This is a genomic window from Streptomyces sp. TBY4 (assembly GCF_024213195.1).
In the GTDB taxonomy this organism is placed as follows: Bacteria; Actinomycetota; Actinomycetes; order Streptomycetales; family Streptomycetaceae; genus Streptomyces.
The window spans coordinates 197,051-212,081 of sequence record NZ_JANAVF010000014.1 but is presented as its reverse complement, the minus strand read 5'-3'; the positions used below and the strand labels follow the sequence as shown (position 1 = coordinate 212,081).

Genomic DNA, 15,031 nt, shown 5'->3' with positions numbered 1-15,031 from the left:
ATCAGAGCGGGGCTCCGCGGCTCAGTTTTCGGGGGATCGGGTGCGGTCCTCCACCGAGGCTCCGACCGCAAGGCAGGCGGCAACGACCGCAAGTGAGGCCAAGGCCGCGAAGAGGTGGGGGTAACCGCCGAGTGGGCCCGCGAGGGCGGCGCCGGCCCACGGCGCCAGTGCTCCCGCGATGTGGGCCGGGGCGCCGAGGAGGGCCGAGAGGCGGCCGTAGTGGGTGGTGCCCCAGCGGTCGGTGACTGCGGTGGCCTGCAGGAGGGTGAGGTTGCCGCGGACGACTCCGGCGAGGATCGCGAGGGCGGTCAGGAGGGGTATCGGGCCCGGGGCGAAGGCCAGTGCTGCCGTCGTTGCGGCGCCGAGGGCGATGAGGGTGGCGGTGCGGGTGGTGACGGATGTGCGGGCCGCGAGGGATGCGTAGAGGGTGCGGCCCAGCGTCTGGCCCGCTCCGCCGAGTCCGAGTGCCCAGGCGGCTTGGGTTGGGGTGGCGCCGCGTTCGGTGAGGAGGGGGATCAGACCCATGACGACGGCGTACATCGCGAAGCCCGAGAGGGTGAAGGCCACGGCCAGCAGGATGAACGGGCGGCTGCGCGGGATGGGCGTGGCGCCGTCCGTGGTGGCCGGCTGCGGTGGGGCGGCCGGCCAGGGGGCGCGCAGGGCCAGGGCGTGAGCCGGAATCGTGATGGCGGCGAGGGCCAGCGCGAGGACGGCGTACGTGGCACGCCAGCTCAGGTGCTCCGCGAGGACCGCGGTGAGCGGTGCGAAGACGGTGGAGGCGAGGCCACCGGCGAGCGTGACGATGGTCAGGGCGCGGATGCGGTCCGGGCCCCACCAGCGGGTGAGGGCGGCGAAGGCGGGCGGGTAGAAGGTGGCAGCCATGGTCAGGCCTGCCAGGACCCATCCCAGGGTGAAGACGGTCAGGTTGGGGGCTGCCGCGATCACGAGGAGCGCGAGGGTGCCGAGGGCGGAGCCCGCGGTCATGACCGCGCGCGGTCCCCGGCGGTCGAGGATGCGGCCGATGGGGATGCCGGCGATCGCCGAGACGAGGAGCGCCAGGGAGAAGGCGGCCGTGGCGGCGTGGGTGGACCAGCCGGTGTCTGCCGTCAGGCGCGGGAGCAGGACGGGGAAGGCGTAGTAGACGATGCCCCAGCTGGTGATCTGTGTGGCGCACAGGGCGGGCAGGGCGGCGCGCGGCCGCGACCGGACCCCCGTCCCGGTCGCGGCCGCGTCGGCCTGGGTGGGTTGCACCGTGGTCAGCAGCCGCCGGAGGAGACGGGGGCACCGATGGTGAGGGTGGCCGGGGCTGCGCAGCAGCCTCCGCCGCTGGTCTCCTCGGCCGCCTGGGGCTGGTCGAAGAGGCCGGCTCCGCCGCAGACTCCCGTTTCGGGGAGGGTGAGTTCGACGCGTTCGGCGGCCTCGTGGTCGCCCGCGAGGTGGGCGGCGATGGAGCGGACCTGCTCGTAGCCGGTCATGGCCAGGAAGGTCGGGGCGCGGCCGTAGGACTTCATGCCGACGAGGTAGACGTCCTTCTCCGGGTGGGAGAGCTCCTTGACGCCGTGGGGGTAGACCGTGCCGCAGGAGTGCTGGTTCGGGTCGATCAGCGGAGCGAGGTCGACGGGGGCCTGGAGGCGCTCGTCGAGGGCGAGACGCAGCTCGTTCACGAACGTGAGGTCGGGGCGCAGGCCGGTGAGGACGATGAGCTCGTCGACAGGGTCGAGGCGGCGGCCGTCCTCGGCCACCAGGACCAGCTGATCGCCGTGGCGCTCGACGGCGTCGGTACGGAAGCCCGTGACCGCGTCGGCGTGGCCGTTGTCGACGGCGGCCTTGGCGGCGAGGCCGAGGGCGCCGCGCGCGGGGAGCTGGTCGGCGCTGCCGCCGCCGAAGGTGGAGCCGCTGATGCCGCGCCGCAGGATCCACACGGAGTGGGTGCCGGACTCCTCCTCGGAGAGCTCGGCAAGGTAGGCGAGGGCGGTGAAGGCGGAGGCTCCGGAGCCGATGACGGCGGTGCGCTTGCCCGCGTACCGGGCGCGGACGGCCGGGTCCTTCAGGTCGGGGACGCGGTACGAGATCCGGTCGGCGGCGGCCTTCTCGCCGAGCGCGGGCAGGCCGTCGCCGCCGATGGGGCTGGGCGTGGACCACGTACCGGAGGCGTCGATGACGGCGCGGGCGGTGAGACGCTCCTCGGTGCCATCGGCGTTCTGGATGCTGATGGTGAAGGGCTGGGCCTCGCGGTCGGCGTCGACGATGCGGTCACGGCCGAGGCGGGAGACGCCGGTGACCCGGGCGCCGTAGCGGACCTTGGTGCCGAGGGCATCGGCGAGGGGCTGGAGGTACTGCTCGGCCCAGTCGGCGCCGGAGGGGTAGGTCGCACGGTCGGGAGCGGTCCAGCCGGTGGGGGCGAGGAGCTTCTCCGCGGCCGGGTCGACGAGCTCGGACCAGGTGGAGAAGAGCCGCACGTGGCCCCACTCGCGGACCGCGCTGCCGGCGGCGGGTCCGGCTTCCAGGACCAGGGGCTCGATATCGCGTTCGACCAGGTGGGAAGCAGCAGCGAGGCCGGCAGGGCCTGCGCCGATGACGACGACGGGCAGGGCTTCGGTGGGTGTGCTCACGGCAGGCTCCCGGTTTGATTCGATGAACGTCGATGTCTTTCTGGGATCAGCATCCCACCGTGTATCGACGTACGTCAACATAGACATCCGTCGAATTTGGGGGGAGGATTGCCTCATGTCCTCCACGAAGCTGCTGCCGATGCTCGAAGACGAAGCCGCGGCACCCTGCTGCCCGCCGCTGACCGAGCGCCCGCTGACGGCCGAAGAGGCCGAGCGGACCGCGCTGATGTTCAAGGCCCTCGGTGACCCGGTGCGCCTGCGGCTCTTCTCCGCGATCGCCTCGCACGAGGGCGGTGAGGCGTGCGTCTGCGACATCTCCGACGTGGGCGTCTCGCAGCCGACCGTGTCCCACCACCTGAAGAAGCTCAAGGAGGCGGGCCTGCTGTCCTCGGAGCGGCGCGGGACGTGGGTCTACTACCGCGTGGAGCCTTCCGTCGTCGCGGCGATGAGCCAGATGCTGGGCCGCTCCGCCTGAAGTGCTCGCCTGCGCCTGCGCCTGCATCTGTGGGCGGGCCTTCCGGTCGTCCCATTCATCGACTATCGTCGATCATCGATGAACGAGACAATGGAACCCGGTCAAGGGCTGAGCCCCGAGGACGCGCAGACGTACTCCGGGTGGTTCAGGGCCCTGGCGGACCCCATGCGCGTACGACTCCTGAACCTGCTGGCGGAGGAGCAGCGCCCCTTGGCGGTCGGGGAGATCACCGAGCGGCTGCCCATCGGCCAGTCGACCGTGTCCCACCACCTCAAGGTGCTGGCCGAGGTGCGCTTCGTGCTGCCCGAGCGGCAGGGCACCTCCGTCCGCTACGAGGTCAACGCCGCGTGCCTGGAGTGCTTCCCGGCGGCAGTGTCGGCGATCCTGGGGCGGCGGCCGTGAACATCGTCCCCATGACGCGCGATCACGCGGACGGGGTCCTGGCGATCTACCGGGCCGGGATCGACGAGGGCAACGCCACCTTCGAGACCGAGGCCCCCACCTGGGAGGTTTTCGACGCGGGGAGACTGCCCGAACACCGCTTCGTCGCGCTCGGCCCGGACGGGAAGGTGCTCGGCTGGGTGGCCGCGTCCAAGGTCTCGGACCGGTGCGCGTACGCGGGTGTGGTCGAGCACTCCGTCTACGTCCACCCCGGCGCCCGGGGTCGCGGCGTCGCCCGCGCCCTGCTCGACGCGCTGATTGCCTCGACCGAGGCGGCGGGCATCTGGACGATCCAGTCGGGGATCTTCCCCGAGAACACCGCGAGCCTGGCCCTGCACCAGCGGGCCGGCTTCCGCGTCATCGGCACCCGTGCGCGCATCGGCCGCCACCACGGCGTGTGGCGCGACGTCGTCCTGCTGGAGCGCCGCAGCCCGCGGATCGACTGAGGGCTGCGGGCCGCATCGACCGGTGGTGACGGCGCGGGTGTGCCGCGCCGGGCGGTGATCGACGTTCGTGAGTGCCGTGGGGCCTGACGTCCTTCTGCTCCATGTGCCCCCTTACTGGGCCATTCGGCCCCAATGTCAGCCAAGAATGGCATCAGGGGCGACTGATGTGAGAGTGTCAGTGCAGGCTGACATCAGCGAATGCTGATGCAACGGGCTCTCGCCCGCCCCGGACGTCTGCGGGGGTGCCCCGTCAGCTGAGGTCGCGTCGACGGCGCATTGCGTGGCGGGGCGCGACGCCTCTCCATCCCGAAAGCGAGTCCCCTCATGACCACGACCGAACCCGGCCCGGCCGCGCGGCCGCCGGGCGCCGCGAGCCCCTCCCTCGCCGCCGAGCTGTCCACCCTGGACCGCTTCCTGGCCGTGTGGATCCTGCTGGCCATGGGCGTCGGCCTCGGGCTCGGCCGGTTGATCCCGGGCCTGAACGACGTGCTGGCGAAGGTGGAGGTGGGCGGGATCTCCCTGCCCATCGGGATCGGCCTGCTGGTCATGATGTACCCGGTGCTGGCCAAGGTCCGCTACGACAGGCTCGACGCGGTCACCGGCGACCGGAAGCTGATGGTCTCCTCGCTGGTCATCAACTGGGTCGTCGGCCCGGCGCTGATGTTCGCGCTGGCCTGGATCTTCCTGCCGGACCTGCCCGAGTACCGCACCGGCCTGATCATCGTCGGCCTGGCCCGCTGCATCGCCATGGTCATCATCTGGAACGACCTCGCCTGTGGCGACCGCGAGGCCGCCGCCGTCCTGGTCGCCCTGAACTCCGTCTTCCAGGTCATCGCCTTCGGCGCGCTGGGCTGGTTCTACCTCGACCTGCTGCCCCGCCGGCTCGGGCTCGGCGACGGCCAGGGCCTGGACGTCCCGGTCTGGCACATCGCGCTCAACGTGCTCGTGTTCCTGGGCGTCCCGCTCCTCGCGGGCTTCCTCACCCGCCGCATCGGCGAGAAGAGGCTCGGACGCGCCGCCTACGAGGCGGAGTTCCTGCCGAAGATCGGCCCCTGGGCCCTGTACGGCCTGCTGTTCACGATCGTCATCCTCTTCGCCCTGCAAGGGAAGACCATCACCTCGCAGCCCCTGGACGTGGCCCGCATCGCGCTCCCGCTCCTCGTCTACTTCGCGGTGATGTGGTTCGGCACCTTCGCCCTCGGCAAGGCGATGGGTCTCGCCTACGACCGCACCGCCACCCTCGCCTTCACGGCCGCGGGCAACAACTTCGAGCTGGCCATCGCCGTCGCCATCGCCACCTTCGGCGTCACCAGCGGCCAGGCCCTCTCCGGTGTCGTCGGGCCGCTGATCGAGGTCCCGGTCCTGATCGGCCTGGTCTACGTATCCCTCGCCTGGCGCAAGAGGTTCGCGGCGGGCCGGGTGGCGACCCCTGGGGAGACGCGCTGATGCACTGCCTCGACTGCCACGCCCGAGGGGCCGCGACTCCGGCCGTCGGCATCTGCCGCGCCTGCGGCGCCGCCGTCTGCGCCGACCACGCGCGCGTCGTCACGCACGAGGTCCACAGGCGCCCCTTCCTCGCACCGCCCGTCGAGACGCCGGCCCGGAGCGTGCGCTGCTTCCCGTGCGCGGGAGCCGGCAGCCGCTGACGGGCCGTAGGGCACGGGCGCACCGGGTCGAACGTCCCCAGTTGTCACCACCCACCCCTATCAACAGCGTTTGTTGTTGATAGGGGTGGGTGGTGGTGTTAGCGTCGAAGCATGACGACGACTCTTCCGGTCGCGGTGACCACCCCGGCGGCCCTGCTCTCCGAAGGCAACCGGGCCCGGCTCCTGGCCCCCAAGCTCCGCGCCCTGGGAGACGAGACGCGCCTGACGCTGATGCTTCTGATCGCCGAGCGCCCCCGCACCGTCAAGGAGCTCCAGGAAGCCACCGGGCTGAGCCAGACCCTGGTCAGCCACCACCTGGCCCCCCTGCGCGAGCAGGAGCTGATCAGCTCCGAGCCGCGCGGTCGCAGCAACGTCTACTCCCTGTGCTGCGCCGAGCTCGGCGGCCCGGTCCAGCTGCTCGCCAGCCTCGCCGCGCAGGCGCCCGAGGGCGCCGCGTCCTGTCAGTGATCTGAGCAGGGCCCGCATCGACCCGTACTCCCAACACCCCCACACATAACTGAGCCCGCCCCCTCACCTACGGCTGTGTCTGCGAGCCGGTGGGTCGGCACAGTGCTGCCGCAAGCTCTGAGGTACACCCAAATGAACCAGGTCCCCGAGGTCGTCAAGACCTTCGCGATGATCGCCGGAGAGCTCACCGTGCTCTTCATCGCGGTCACGTTCCTCGTCACCCTGCTGATGCGCAGGATCGGCCCGGACAAGCTCGCGCAGTGGCTCGGAGGCAGCCACTTCAAGGGGATGACGAAGGGCGCCGCATTCGGCGCGCTGACCCCCTTCTGTTCCTGTTCGACCATCCCCGTGCTGGCCGGGATCCTCCGCGCCGGTGTGCCGTTCTCCACCGCCGTGGCGTTCCTGATCGCCTCTCCGATCATGGATCCGTTCGTGTTCGTGGCCGTCGGCGCCCTCTTCGGCTGGGGCATGGCAACCAGCTTCACCGCGGTCGCCGCCGTCGGTACCTTCCTCATCGCCCACGGCATGCACCGCGCCGGCTTCGCCAACCAGGTCAAGCGCGTCCGCGTACAAGGCGGCAAGGAGGAGGAGTACGTGCCCTGGCGCGGCCTGCGCGCCGAGCTTCCCGGTGCGTGGCGGGCCGCCATCGACGAGCTCAAGCCCATGGTCAAGCCGATGCTGATCGGCGTCACGGTCGGCGCCCTGATCTACGGGGCCGTCCCCACCGACCTGATGGCCGCCGTCGCCGGCGACGGCAAGTGGTACGCCATCCCGATCGCCGCGCTGATCGCCATCCCCCTCTACATGCGGGCCGAGACCGCCCTGCCCATCGGCTTCGCCCTGATGGAACGCGGCATGAACCTCGGCGCCGTCTTCGCCTTCGTCATCGCGGCGGCAGCCATCAGCCCGCCCGAGATCACCCTGCTGACCAAGCTGTTCAAGCCCAAGCTCCTCAGCACCTTCGTGCTCTCGATCTTCGGCCTGGCCATGGCCGGCGGATTCCTCGTCCCGCTGGTCGCCTGACCGGCCCGGCCGAGCCCACAGCCCCCGCCCCGCATTTCAACTCGTCAAGGAGACACACCCATGAGCACCAAGGCCAGCCTCTTCGCCAGGCTCTTCGGCACGTCCGACACCGCGCCCGCCTCCGACTGCTGCGACGTCCAGATCGTCGAGGAGGCGGAGGAGGACGTGGTCAACCCCCAGCCGCAGTCCACCGCACCGCGCTGCGGCTCCGCCAGCTGATCAGCGGCCCAGCAGGTCGGCGATCTCGCGGGCCGCGTCGCGGGCCGGGCGCCCGACGCCGATGAGGGTGGCGGAGGCCGGGCCCGTCCAGTCGCCGTAGCCGAGCAGGTGCAGCCGCGGCTCGTCTGCGGCGCGCGTACCGACGGTGGCGATGTGGCCGTCGGTGCCCCGCAGGCGCATCGACGCGAAGTGGGCGAGTGCGGGGCGGAAGCCGGTGCACCAGATGACCGCGTCCGCTTCGGTGAAGGTTCCGTCGGCCCACTCGGCGCCGCTGGGAGTGAGTCGGGTGAACATCGGCTTCGCCGGGAGCAGCCCGGCGTCGCGGGCCGCGCGTACGGGCGGCACGGCGACGATGTCGCCGAGGGAGGCGACCCCGCCGGTGTCGGTGCTGCCCGCGTCGAGCGCCTTGCGGCGGGCGGTGGCGGCGTCGAAGAGGGCCCGGCCGTCGATGTCGTCGGGCAGGTAGCGGGGCGGGCGCTGGGTGACCCAGGTCAGGTCGGTGCCGGCGTGGGCGAGGTCGGCGGCGATCTGGGCTCCGGAGTTGCCGCCGCCCACCACGATGACCCGCTGTCCGGCGAACTCGGCCGGGCTGCCGTACTGCACGGTGTGGAGCCGGCGGCCCTGGAACTCGCGCCGCCCGGGGGCTGCGGGCAGGAACGGGCGGGTCCAGGTCCCGGTCGCGCTGACGACCGCGCGGGCCCGCCAGTCGCCGGAGTCGGTCTCCACGCGCAGGTGGTCGCCGTCGCGGTGGACGGCCGAGACCCGTACGCCCCGCTGGACGGGAAGCGCGTAGCGCTTCTCGTAGTCGGCGAGGTACGCGACCACGTGCGCGGCATCGGGGTACACCTCGCCCTCCTGGGCGGGCATGAAGCGGCCCGGCAGCGAGGAGTACGCGGCGGGCGAGAAGAGCCGCAGCGAATCCCACGTGTGCTGCCAGGCTCCGCCCGCGCCCGCCTGGGCGTCGAGGATGACGTGCTCGATGCCCAGGCGGCGCAGGTGGTAGCCGGCGGCGAGCCCGGACTGGCCGCCGCCGATCACCAGCACATCCGTGCGCTGCGTCATGCGGCGGGCGTCCCGCTGTCCGTCCTGCCGCGCATGAAGATGACCGCGACCAGGGCCAGGCCCACCACCGCACCGACCAACTGAACGCCGACGAAAGCCGGGACGGAGGCGGGGGCGATGCCCGCGAAGGTGTCGGTGAAGGCGCGGCCGATGGTGACGGCCGGGTTGGCGAAGGAGGTGGAGGAGGTGAACCAGTACGCGGCGCCGATGTACGAGGCCACGGCGACGGGCGCGAACCGCAGGCGGTCCGTCCGCGCCAGGCCGAAGATCAGCAGGATCAGGCCGGCGGTGGCGACGACCTCGCCGAGGAGGAGGTTCCCGTGGGAGCGGTCGTGGGTGGACCACTTCACCAGCGGCTCGCCGAACATCGCATCCGCGAGGATCGCCCCCGCGATGGCGCCGGCGATCTGCGAGGGGACGTAGACGGCCAGCTCGCGGGCGGTGACGCCGCCGCCGGTGCGGCGGGTGCTCCACCACTCGGCGAGGCTGACCACCGGGTTGAAGTGGGCCCCGGAGACCGGGCCGAGGAGGGCGATCAGGACGCCGAGGCCGAAGACCGTGGCGGTGGAGTTGGCCAGGAGCTGGAGCGCCACGTCCTGGGTCAGCTGCGTCGCCTGGATTCCGGACCCGACGACGATCGCGACCAGGGCGGCGGAGCCCACCAGCTCGGCTGCGGCGCGGGCCACCAGCGGAGTGGCGGGCGGGGTCGCGCCGGGTGCGGGCCGGGGCGCGTCGGCGGGTATCGCGGTGACCGCTGCGGGGGCGGTGCCGACGGGCTCGGTGACGGACAACGGTTCTCCTCGGGCAGGTGAGGGGGAAACCAAGCGGGCTATGGGCAGGACCGCTTGATGTTCGCTTCGGAAGTGGCGCGCGCGGTCCGAGCGAGGTCGGCGAACTGACCGGCGATGGCCTCGATGACTTCCGGGCGGAGCTTGTAGTAGATGAAGCGGCCGCACGGTTCGGTCTCCACGACCCCGGCCTCTCTGAGCACCTTCAGGTGGTTGGAGAGGTTGGTCTGCTTGGCACCGGTCTCTTCCACGAGGTGCGTGGTGCACAGCGTCTCGCGGGAGAGCAGGGTCACGATCTGAAGCCTGAGGGGGTCTGCCAGGACTCGGATCAGTTCAGTGTCGACTGACGTCATCATGTGCTGATACTGTCACATCAGTAGGGGCTGACACCAGCCCGAGCTGACCTTACTGGCTCCTCGGAACAGGATCGCCATGCCCACGCCTTCCTCGCCCCTCCTGCCGGACGAACGCCTGGCCGCGGGGGCCGAGCGGCTGGAAGCCCTCGCCCACACCCAGGGGCTGACGGAGGGGCTCGTCGAGGCCGCCGACATCGTGATCACGATGGGCTGCGCCCCCTGAGCGTCCCCGGCCCCGTCCCTCTCCACCGCAGCAGATCCCACCCCAAGGAAGAACAGATGTCCTCCGCTCCTGCCGCCTCTGTCCTGTTCGTCTGCATCCACAACGCGGGCCGCTCCCAGATGGCGGCCGGGTTCCTCCGCCACCTCGCGGGCGACCGCGTCGAGGTCCGCTCCGCGGGATCCGTTCCCGGAGACCGGATCAACCCCTCGGCCGTCGCCGCCATGGCGGAGCTGGGCATCGACATCTCCGACCAGAAGCCGAAGGTCCTCACCCCCGAGGCCGCGCAGGCGTCCGACTACATCATCACCATGGGCTGCGGCGACGCCTGCCCGTACTTCCCCGGCAAGACCTACCTCGACTGGGCGCTGGAAGACCCGGCCGGCCAGGGCGTGGAGGCCGTCCGCCCCATCCGTGACGAGATCAAGGGCCTCATCGAAGGCCTGATCGCCGAGATCGACGCCAAGGCCGCGAAGAAGCAGGAGAACTGACCGCATCATGACGACGAACACCGACGCCGCCGCTGACGCCGCCACCGACGAGGTGCGCGAGGTCATCATCATCGGCTCCGGCCCGGCCGGTTACACCGCGGCCCTGTACACGGCCCGCGCACAGCTGAAGCCCCTGCTGTTCGGCAGCTCCATATTCGTCGGCGGCTCGCTGACCACGACCACCGAGGTCGAGAACTTCCCCGGCTTCCCCAGCGGCATCGACGGCCCCGACCTCATGGACAACATGCGGGCGCAGGCGGAGAAGTTCGGTGCCGAGATGATCGACGACGACATCGTCTCCGTCGACCTGACCGGTGAGATCAAGCTGCTGACGGACTCCGAGGGGACCGTCCACCGCGCGAAGGCCGTGATCATCGCGACCGGCTCCGGCTACCGCAAGCTCGGCCTCCCGAACGAGGACGCGCTCTCCGGCCGCGGGGTCTCCTGGTGCGCCACCTGCGACGGCTTCTTCTTCCGCGACCGCGACATCGTCGTGGTCGGTGGCGGTGACACCGCCATGGAAGAAGCCACCTTCCTCACCCGCTTCGCCCGCTCGGTCACCATCGTCCACCGCCGCTCCACCCTGCGCGCCTCCAAGGCCATGCAGGACCGGGCGTTCGCCGACGACAAGATCTCCTTCGCCTTCGACAGCGAGGTCGCCGAGATCAAGGAGACCGGCGGGATGCTCTCCGGCCTCGTCCTGCGCGACGTCCTCACCGGCAAGACGCGCGACCTGGACGTGACGGGCCTGTTCGTCGCCATCGGCCACGACCCCCGTACGGAACTCTTCGCCGACCAGCTCGAATTGGACGCCGAGGGCTACCTCAAGACCCAGGCCCCCACGACCCGTACGAACATCCCGGGCGTTTTCGGCGCGGGCGACGTGGTGGACCACATATACCGCCAGGCCATCACCGCGGCGGGCTCCGGCTGCTCGGCGGCCTTGGACGCGGAGCGGTACCTGGCCGCGCTGGCCGACGTACGGGTGGAAGCCCTCGTGCCGGTCGCGTAACGGGGCGGGGCGACGGCGTGGCCGTCGCCCCGGTCACGCACTCCGGGCCCGGCCCGTCGTGATGTCGACACGACGGACCGGGCCCGGTTCTCATTGCTTGCATGCGTTGTGCGGTGTGCGCTGTGCTCAGGCGGCTGCCGCCGGCGAGCACGTCAGGGTTTCCGGCAGCTCCAGCCGGACCGTGCGGTCGCAGAGCCGCTCCACCTGCGCCGGATCGTGCGAGACGAGCAGGACCGTGCGGTTGCCGCGCAGGGCGGCCACCGACTCCTCGACCGTGTCCCGGCTCCGCTCGTCGAGCGCGCTGGTGGGCTCGTCGAGCAGGAGGGCCGCCGGTTCCAGGGCCAGGGCGCGGGCCAGGCACAGGCGCTGGCGCTGCCCGTTGGAGAGTGACTGGGCGGGCGAGTCGAGCCGGTTGCAGACCTCGTTCCACAGCCCCGCTTCCTTCAGGGCCTGCTCCACCCGGTCGTGCAGGTCGGAGCGGGAAGCGCGTACCAAGTGCCGTAGCCCGAAGAGGGCGTTGTCCAGGATGCTCCCGCCGAAGACCACGGGCGTCTGCGGCACCAGGACGACCGTGCTCCGCAGGCCGGAGTCGCCCTTGCGGTGGCGGAAGGAGCGTCCCAGAACCTCCAAGTGGCCCTCGCGGGTGAGGCCGTGGGGCAGCAGGTCGACCAGGGCGCGCAGCACCGTCGACTTGCCGGCGCCGGAGGGGCCGCACAGGCCCGTGGTGGAGCCCTGGGTCAGGTCGAAGGTGACGGGGCCGACCAGGGTCTTCTTGCCGTCGAGGACCCGCAGGTCGCGGACGGATATCACGTGGTCCATCGTCGTGCTCCTTCGAAGCGGTTGCGCAGGGCCACCGCCAGGCTGAGAAGTGCTGCGGTGATCAGCACCAGGACCAGGGCGCTGCCCCACGCCTGGGTGATCGCCTCCGGGGCACCCGAGTCCTGGGACAGGGTGAAGATGTGCGTCGGCAGCGCCTGCACCGGGGAGTTGACGATCCCCGCCGGTACGGCGGGCGCTCCGAAGAACACCGTGGCGGTGAAGATCAGCGGTGCCGTCTCGCCGGCCGCGCGGGCCAGGCCGAGCAGCAGACCGGTGAGCGTGGCCGGCCAGGTGTACGGGATGACCACGGAGCGGATGTACTGGGCGCGGGTCAGGCCGAGGGCCAGGGCGCTCTCGGTGATCTCGGGCGGCATGCTCCGGATGCGCCCTGCCGTGGTGAGGGCGACGACCGGTACGACCACGGGCACCAGGACGATGGCTCCTGCCAGCCAGGACCGGCCCCAGCCCATGGCGGAGCAGAACAGGACGTAGCCGGCAAGGCCCAGCAGGATGGTGGGAGTTCCGCCGATGGCGACCGTGAGGGTTTCCAGTACACGTGTGGTCTTCCCGGTCGCCCGGGTGCCGAGCAGGACGCCTGCCGCGTAGCCGAGGGGCAGGGCGATCAGGGCGGTGGTCCCCAGGAGCAGGAGCGTGCCGAGGATCTGGTCGCGCACTCCGCCGCCGGCGGCGCCCGTGGACGGGGAGAACCAGAAGGCCGGGCTGAGTGCGGAGCTGCCCCGGGTCAGGAGGATGGCGAGCATGCCCAGGAGGAGGGCTCCAGGCAGCGCCAGGGCGCCCATCCGCAGCAGGGTCGTGAACCGGTCGCGCGGAATGCGCAGGCGGGTGGCGGCCTTGTGGCCGCGCAGGCCGCGCTTGGCGGGACGGTTCGAGGACTTCCGGGTGCCCCAGACGGTCGCTGCGGCCACCAGGAGGAGCAGGATGACGCCCAGGGCGCACAGCGCCGCGAAGTAGGGGCCGGACGTACCGGCGAGCATCGGTTCCGGGCCGGCCAGCTTGGTGGTCAGGGTCTGGCCGGGGCGGACCAGGGAGTCGAAGAAGTCTCCGGGGGACGCCGGGAGCCTTCCGTCGGCGCGGCCGATGACCATGAAGACCGCGATGGCCTCGCCGAGTCCCCGGGCCAGGCCGAGCAGGACGCCGGCGCGCATGCCCGCCCGGGCCTGCGGCAGTACGGCAGCGCGCACGACCTCGCGGCGGGTCAGGCCGAGGGAGTACGCGGCCTCCCGGTAGCGGGCCGGGACGGCCGACAGGGCGTCCACGCTGACGGCCACGATGGTCGGCATGATCATCACGGCGAGGACGATGCCGGCGGCGAGCAGGCTGTCGCCGCCCGGTACTCCGCCCAGCATCGAGACGAACGGCCGGATCACCATGATGCCGATGAGGCCGTAGACGATGGAGGGGACCGCCGCCAGCAGCTCCACGCTCAGCCGCAGGGGCCGGGCGAAGCGCGGCGGCAGGTACTCCGACAGGGCGATGGCCGCGGACCAGCCGACCGGCACGGCCAGCAGCAGGGCCAGGACGCACACGACGGCCGAGCCGTAGATCATGGACAGGGCGCCGAAGGCCCCGTTGACCGGGCTCCAGGACGGGTCGGAGACCAGGTTGAGCCAGTCGACGTCACCGCTCGCGATGCCGATGGCGAGATACCCGACGAGCACGGCCATGACGAGGACCACCGAGAACATCCCGGTGTACACCCATCCCCACACCCATCTCGCCCGCCGCGGGCGGCCGCCCTGGGCGGGCGGCCGCGACGCTGTGGGTCCGGGCGCCTGGACCTCGGCCGGGCGCTCCAGAGTGACGCTCACGGTCAGAGACCCATCTGCTGACGGGTCAGGTAGCCGTGCACCGGAAGGAGCTTCTGGCCCTCGGCCGAGAGCAGGTAGTCGATGTACTCCTTGACGGCGCCCTTCGGCTGCCCGTCAGTGATCATGAACAGCGGCCGGGTCATCGGGTACTTGGAGGACGCGACGTTTTCGAGGGTGGGGGCGACGCCGTCCAGGGGCACGGCCACCAGACCGTCACGGCCCTCGATGAAGCCGGTCGACAGGGGCGCGATGGCGCCGCGGGTGGACTCCAGCTTGTTGCGGGTCTCCAGGTTGCCGCCGACGACGGCGTAGTTGGCGGACTGCGGCGGCAGCGGGGGCTTCCCCTTGCCGTAGACGAACTTGTCGAGCACCTCGCGGGTACCGCGACCGGGCTCCTTGTCGTAGACGAAGACGTTCAGGTCCGGGCCGCCGACCTCCTTCCAGTTGGTGATCGTCCCCTCGAAGAGGCCCTTCACCTGCTCCTTGGTGAGGCTCTTGACGCCTCCGTCGGAGACCTCCTTGGTGATGATGATGCCGACCGCGTCGGCGCCGATCTGCGTCGTGACGAAGTCGGTGTTGGGGTGGGACTTCTTGTCCTCGTCGGACAGGGGCTTGGAGCTCAGCGCCACCTGGATCTGTTTGGCGCCGAGCTGGGAGATGCCGCCGGCCGAACCACCCTGGGTGGCCACCGTGATCTTCAGGCCGCGGCCCTTGAGGGCCTCGGCGGCGTCAGAGGCGACCGGGGCGACGGTCGTGGATCCGCTGGCCTGCAGCGCGGAGGAATCGGCCTGGGCGGAACCCGCGCAGCCCGTGAGCACGGTGGCGAGGAGCAGGGCCGCGGACGAGGCGAAACCGGCCTGCTTCTGCTTTCTGGTGAGGAGCGACGGAGTGTGGTCGGGCGTGGTGGTGATGGCAGACATGGCGGTGCCTTTGCTGGTGAACGATGGGTGGATTACCGGCGGGTGGAGGTCGGGCCACCCTGGTGATCGGGAGTCTGGTCGGTGGGAGGGTGCCGGAGAAGAGGTTCCGTATGGCATGAACCGCGTGCGGCACCCACCTGCCGGGAGGGGGCCGGAGGGTGGTCGGGATCCGGCTTAATTACCGGCCAACAATGAGTGAACAGA

Annotated in this window: 19 protein-coding genes; 11 read left to right on the top strand and 8 right to left on the bottom strand. The window is 71.3% G+C overall.

Features of this window, described 5'->3' with window-relative positions:
• Positions 1–21 precede the first annotated feature (21 nt).
• Both NLX94_RS28965 and NLX94_RS28960 read right to left on the bottom strand, forming a co-directional pair.
• Positions 22–1,260, bottom strand: a complete 1,239-nt coding sequence (locus NLX94_RS28965) for an MFS transporter (RefSeq protein ID WP_302170610.1) — start codon at positions 1,258–1,260, stop codon at positions 22–24.
• Positions 1,257–2,612, bottom strand: coding sequence for an NAD(P)-binding domain-containing protein (locus NLX94_RS28960; protein WP_254386043.1), 1,356 nt, complete (start codon positions 2,610–2,612; stop codon positions 1,257–1,259). The genes NLX94_RS28965 and NLX94_RS28960 overlap by 4 nt, the downstream gene beginning before the upstream one ends.
• Before the next feature lie 115 nt (positions 2,613–2,727).
• Here NLX94_RS28960 and NLX94_RS28955 point away from each other — a divergent pair, with 115 nt between their 5' ends.
• From NLX94_RS28955 to NLX94_RS28920, 8 genes are all read left to right on the top strand, one after another.
• Positions 2,728–3,087: a helix-turn-helix transcriptional regulator gene (locus NLX94_RS28955; RefSeq protein WP_254386042.1), complete on the top strand. Its 360-nt coding sequence runs from the start codon at positions 2,728–2,730 to the stop codon at positions 3,085–3,087.
• A gap of 78 nt (positions 3,088–3,165) precedes the next feature.
• Positions 3,166–3,489 carry a helix-turn-helix transcriptional regulator gene (locus NLX94_RS28950; RefSeq protein ID WP_254386041.1) on the top strand — a complete coding sequence of 108 codons (324 nt, stop codon included), beginning with the start codon at positions 3,166–3,168 and terminating at the stop codon, positions 3,487–3,489.
• Positions 3,490–3,500: 11 nt separating this feature from the next.
• Complete coding sequence (locus NLX94_RS28945) at positions 3,501–3,974, top strand: GNAT family N-acetyltransferase (protein WP_254386040.1); 474 nt, start codon at positions 3,501–3,503, stop codon at positions 3,972–3,974.
• A 324-nt stretch (positions 3,975–4,298) separates the two neighbouring features.
• Entirely contained in the window at positions 4,299–5,420 is a 1,122-nt protein-coding gene (gene arsB / locus NLX94_RS28940) for an ACR3 family arsenite efflux transporter (RefSeq protein ID WP_302170577.1), read from the top strand.
• Positions 5,420–5,620, top strand: a complete 201-nt coding sequence (locus NLX94_RS28935) for a DUF2180 family protein (RefSeq protein ID WP_254386039.1) — start codon at positions 5,420–5,422, stop codon at positions 5,618–5,620. Before arsB ends, NLX94_RS28935 begins: the two co-directional genes overlap by 1 nt.
• A gap of 111 nt (positions 5,621–5,731) precedes the next feature.
• Positions 5,732–6,088, top strand: a complete 357-nt coding sequence (locus NLX94_RS28930) for a helix-turn-helix transcriptional regulator (RefSeq protein WP_254386038.1) — start codon at positions 5,732–5,734, stop codon at positions 6,086–6,088.
• A 132-nt stretch (positions 6,089–6,220) separates the two neighbouring features.
• Entirely contained in the window at positions 6,221–7,111 is an 891-nt protein-coding gene (locus NLX94_RS28925; protein ID WP_254386037.1) for a permease, read from the top strand.
• Between the two features lie 60 nt (positions 7,112–7,171).
• Positions 7,172–7,330, top strand: coding sequence for a hypothetical protein (locus tag NLX94_RS28920; RefSeq protein ID WP_254386036.1), 159 nt, complete (start codon positions 7,172–7,174; stop codon positions 7,328–7,330).
• On the opposite strand, the gene NLX94_RS28915 is transcribed toward NLX94_RS28920, so the two are convergent.
• The 3 genes from NLX94_RS28915 to NLX94_RS28905 are packed head-to-tail and all read right to left on the bottom strand — an operon-like array spanning position 7,331 to position 9,536.
• A complete protein-coding gene (locus NLX94_RS28915) occupies positions 7,331–8,392 on the bottom strand; it encodes an ArsO family NAD(P)H-dependent flavin-containing monooxygenase (protein ID WP_254386035.1) in 1,062 nt (353 codons plus the stop codon).
• Positions 8,389–9,183: an aquaporin gene (locus tag NLX94_RS28910; RefSeq protein ID WP_254386034.1), complete on the bottom strand. Its 795-nt coding sequence runs from the start codon at positions 9,181–9,183 to the stop codon at positions 8,389–8,391. Before NLX94_RS28910 ends, NLX94_RS28915 begins: the two co-directional genes overlap by 4 nt.
• Before the next feature lie 38 nt (positions 9,184–9,221).
• A complete protein-coding gene (locus NLX94_RS28905; protein ID WP_254386033.1) occupies positions 9,222–9,536 on the bottom strand; it encodes a helix-turn-helix transcriptional regulator in 315 nt (104 codons plus the stop codon).
• Between the two features lie 76 nt (positions 9,537–9,612).
• On the opposite strand from NLX94_RS28905, the gene NLX94_RS28900 reads away from it, so the two are divergent.
• The 3 genes from NLX94_RS28900 to trxB are packed head-to-tail and all read left to right on the top strand — an operon-like array spanning position 9,613 to position 11,259.
• A complete protein-coding gene (locus NLX94_RS28900) occupies positions 9,613–9,759 on the top strand; it encodes a hypothetical protein (RefSeq protein ID WP_254386032.1) in 147 nt (48 codons plus the stop codon).
• 56 nt (positions 9,760–9,815) lie between these two features.
• Positions 9,816–10,247: an arsenate reductase ArsC gene (locus NLX94_RS28895; RefSeq protein ID WP_254386031.1), complete on the top strand. Its 432-nt coding sequence runs from the start codon at positions 9,816–9,818 to the stop codon at positions 10,245–10,247.
• 7 nt (positions 10,248–10,254) lie between these two features.
• Entirely contained in the window at positions 10,255–11,259 is a 1,005-nt protein-coding gene (trxB, locus tag NLX94_RS28890; protein WP_254386030.1) for a thioredoxin-disulfide reductase, read from the top strand.
• Positions 11,260–11,385: 126 nt separating this feature from the next.
• Here the strand turns inward: trxB and NLX94_RS28885 are convergent, their stop codons facing one another.
• Genes NLX94_RS28885 through NLX94_RS28875 form a run of 3 tightly spaced genes read right to left on the bottom strand, consistent with a single transcriptional unit; the run spans position 11,386 to position 14,827 of the window.
• Positions 11,386–12,078 (bottom strand): ATP-binding cassette domain-containing protein, encoded by a 693-nt coding sequence (locus NLX94_RS28885; protein WP_254386029.1) that lies wholly within the window; start codon positions 12,076–12,078, stop codon positions 11,386–11,388.
• Positions 12,066–13,907, bottom strand: a complete 1,842-nt coding sequence (pstC, locus tag NLX94_RS28880; protein ID WP_254386028.1) for a phosphate ABC transporter permease subunit PstC — start codon at positions 13,905–13,907, stop codon at positions 12,066–12,068. Before pstC ends, NLX94_RS28885 begins: the two co-directional genes overlap by 13 nt.
• Before the next feature lie 2 nt (positions 13,908–13,909).
• Positions 13,910–14,827 (bottom strand): phosphate ABC transporter substrate-binding protein, encoded by a 918-nt coding sequence (locus NLX94_RS28875; protein WP_254386027.1) that lies wholly within the window; start codon positions 14,825–14,827, stop codon positions 13,910–13,912.
• Positions 14,828–15,031: the final 204 nt, after the last annotated feature.

Coding starts and splice junctions, on each gene's coding strand:
- arsB (WP_302170577.1), top strand. CDS start 4,299: ATGACCACGACCGAACCCGGCCCGGCCGCGCGGCCGCCGGGCGCCGCG.
- NLX94_RS28955 (WP_254386042.1), top strand. CDS start 2,728: ATGTCCTCCACGAAGCTGCTGCCGATGCTCGAAGACGAAGCCGCGGCA.
- NLX94_RS28885 (WP_254386029.1), bottom strand. CDS start 12,078: ATGGACCACGTGATATCCGTCCGCGACCTGCGGGTCCTCGACGGCAAG.
- NLX94_RS28945 (WP_254386040.1), top strand. CDS start 3,501: ATGACGCGCGATCACGCGGACGGGGTCCTGGCGATCTACCGGGCCGGG.
- trxB (WP_254386030.1), top strand. CDS start 10,255: ATGACGACGAACACCGACGCCGCCGCTGACGCCGCCACCGACGAGGTG.
- NLX94_RS28950 (WP_254386041.1), top strand. CDS start 3,166: ATGAACGAGACAATGGAACCCGGTCAAGGGCTGAGCCCCGAGGACGCG.
- NLX94_RS28875 (WP_254386027.1), bottom strand. CDS start 14,827: ATGTCTGCCATCACCACCACGCCCGACCACACTCCGTCGCTCCTCACC.
- NLX94_RS28930 (WP_254386038.1), top strand. CDS start 5,732: ATGACGACGACTCTTCCGGTCGCGGTGACCACCCCGGCGGCCCTGCTC.
- NLX94_RS28900 (WP_254386032.1), top strand. CDS start 9,613: ATGCCCACGCCTTCCTCGCCCCTCCTGCCGGACGAACGCCTGGCCGCG.
- NLX94_RS28895 (WP_254386031.1), top strand. CDS start 9,816: ATGTCCTCCGCTCCTGCCGCCTCTGTCCTGTTCGTCTGCATCCACAAC.
- NLX94_RS28935 (WP_254386039.1), top strand. CDS start 5,420: ATGCACTGCCTCGACTGCCACGCCCGAGGGGCCGCGACTCCGGCCGTC.
- NLX94_RS28915 (WP_254386035.1), bottom strand. CDS start 8,392: ATGACGCAGCGCACGGATGTGCTGGTGATCGGCGGCGGCCAGTCCGGG.
- NLX94_RS28925 (WP_254386037.1), top strand. CDS start 6,221: ATGAACCAGGTCCCCGAGGTCGTCAAGACCTTCGCGATGATCGCCGGA.
- NLX94_RS28905 (WP_254386033.1), bottom strand. CDS start 9,536: ATGATGACGTCAGTCGACACTGAACTGATCCGAGTCCTGGCAGACCCC.
- NLX94_RS28920 (WP_254386036.1), top strand. CDS start 7,172: ATGAGCACCAAGGCCAGCCTCTTCGCCAGGCTCTTCGGCACGTCCGAC.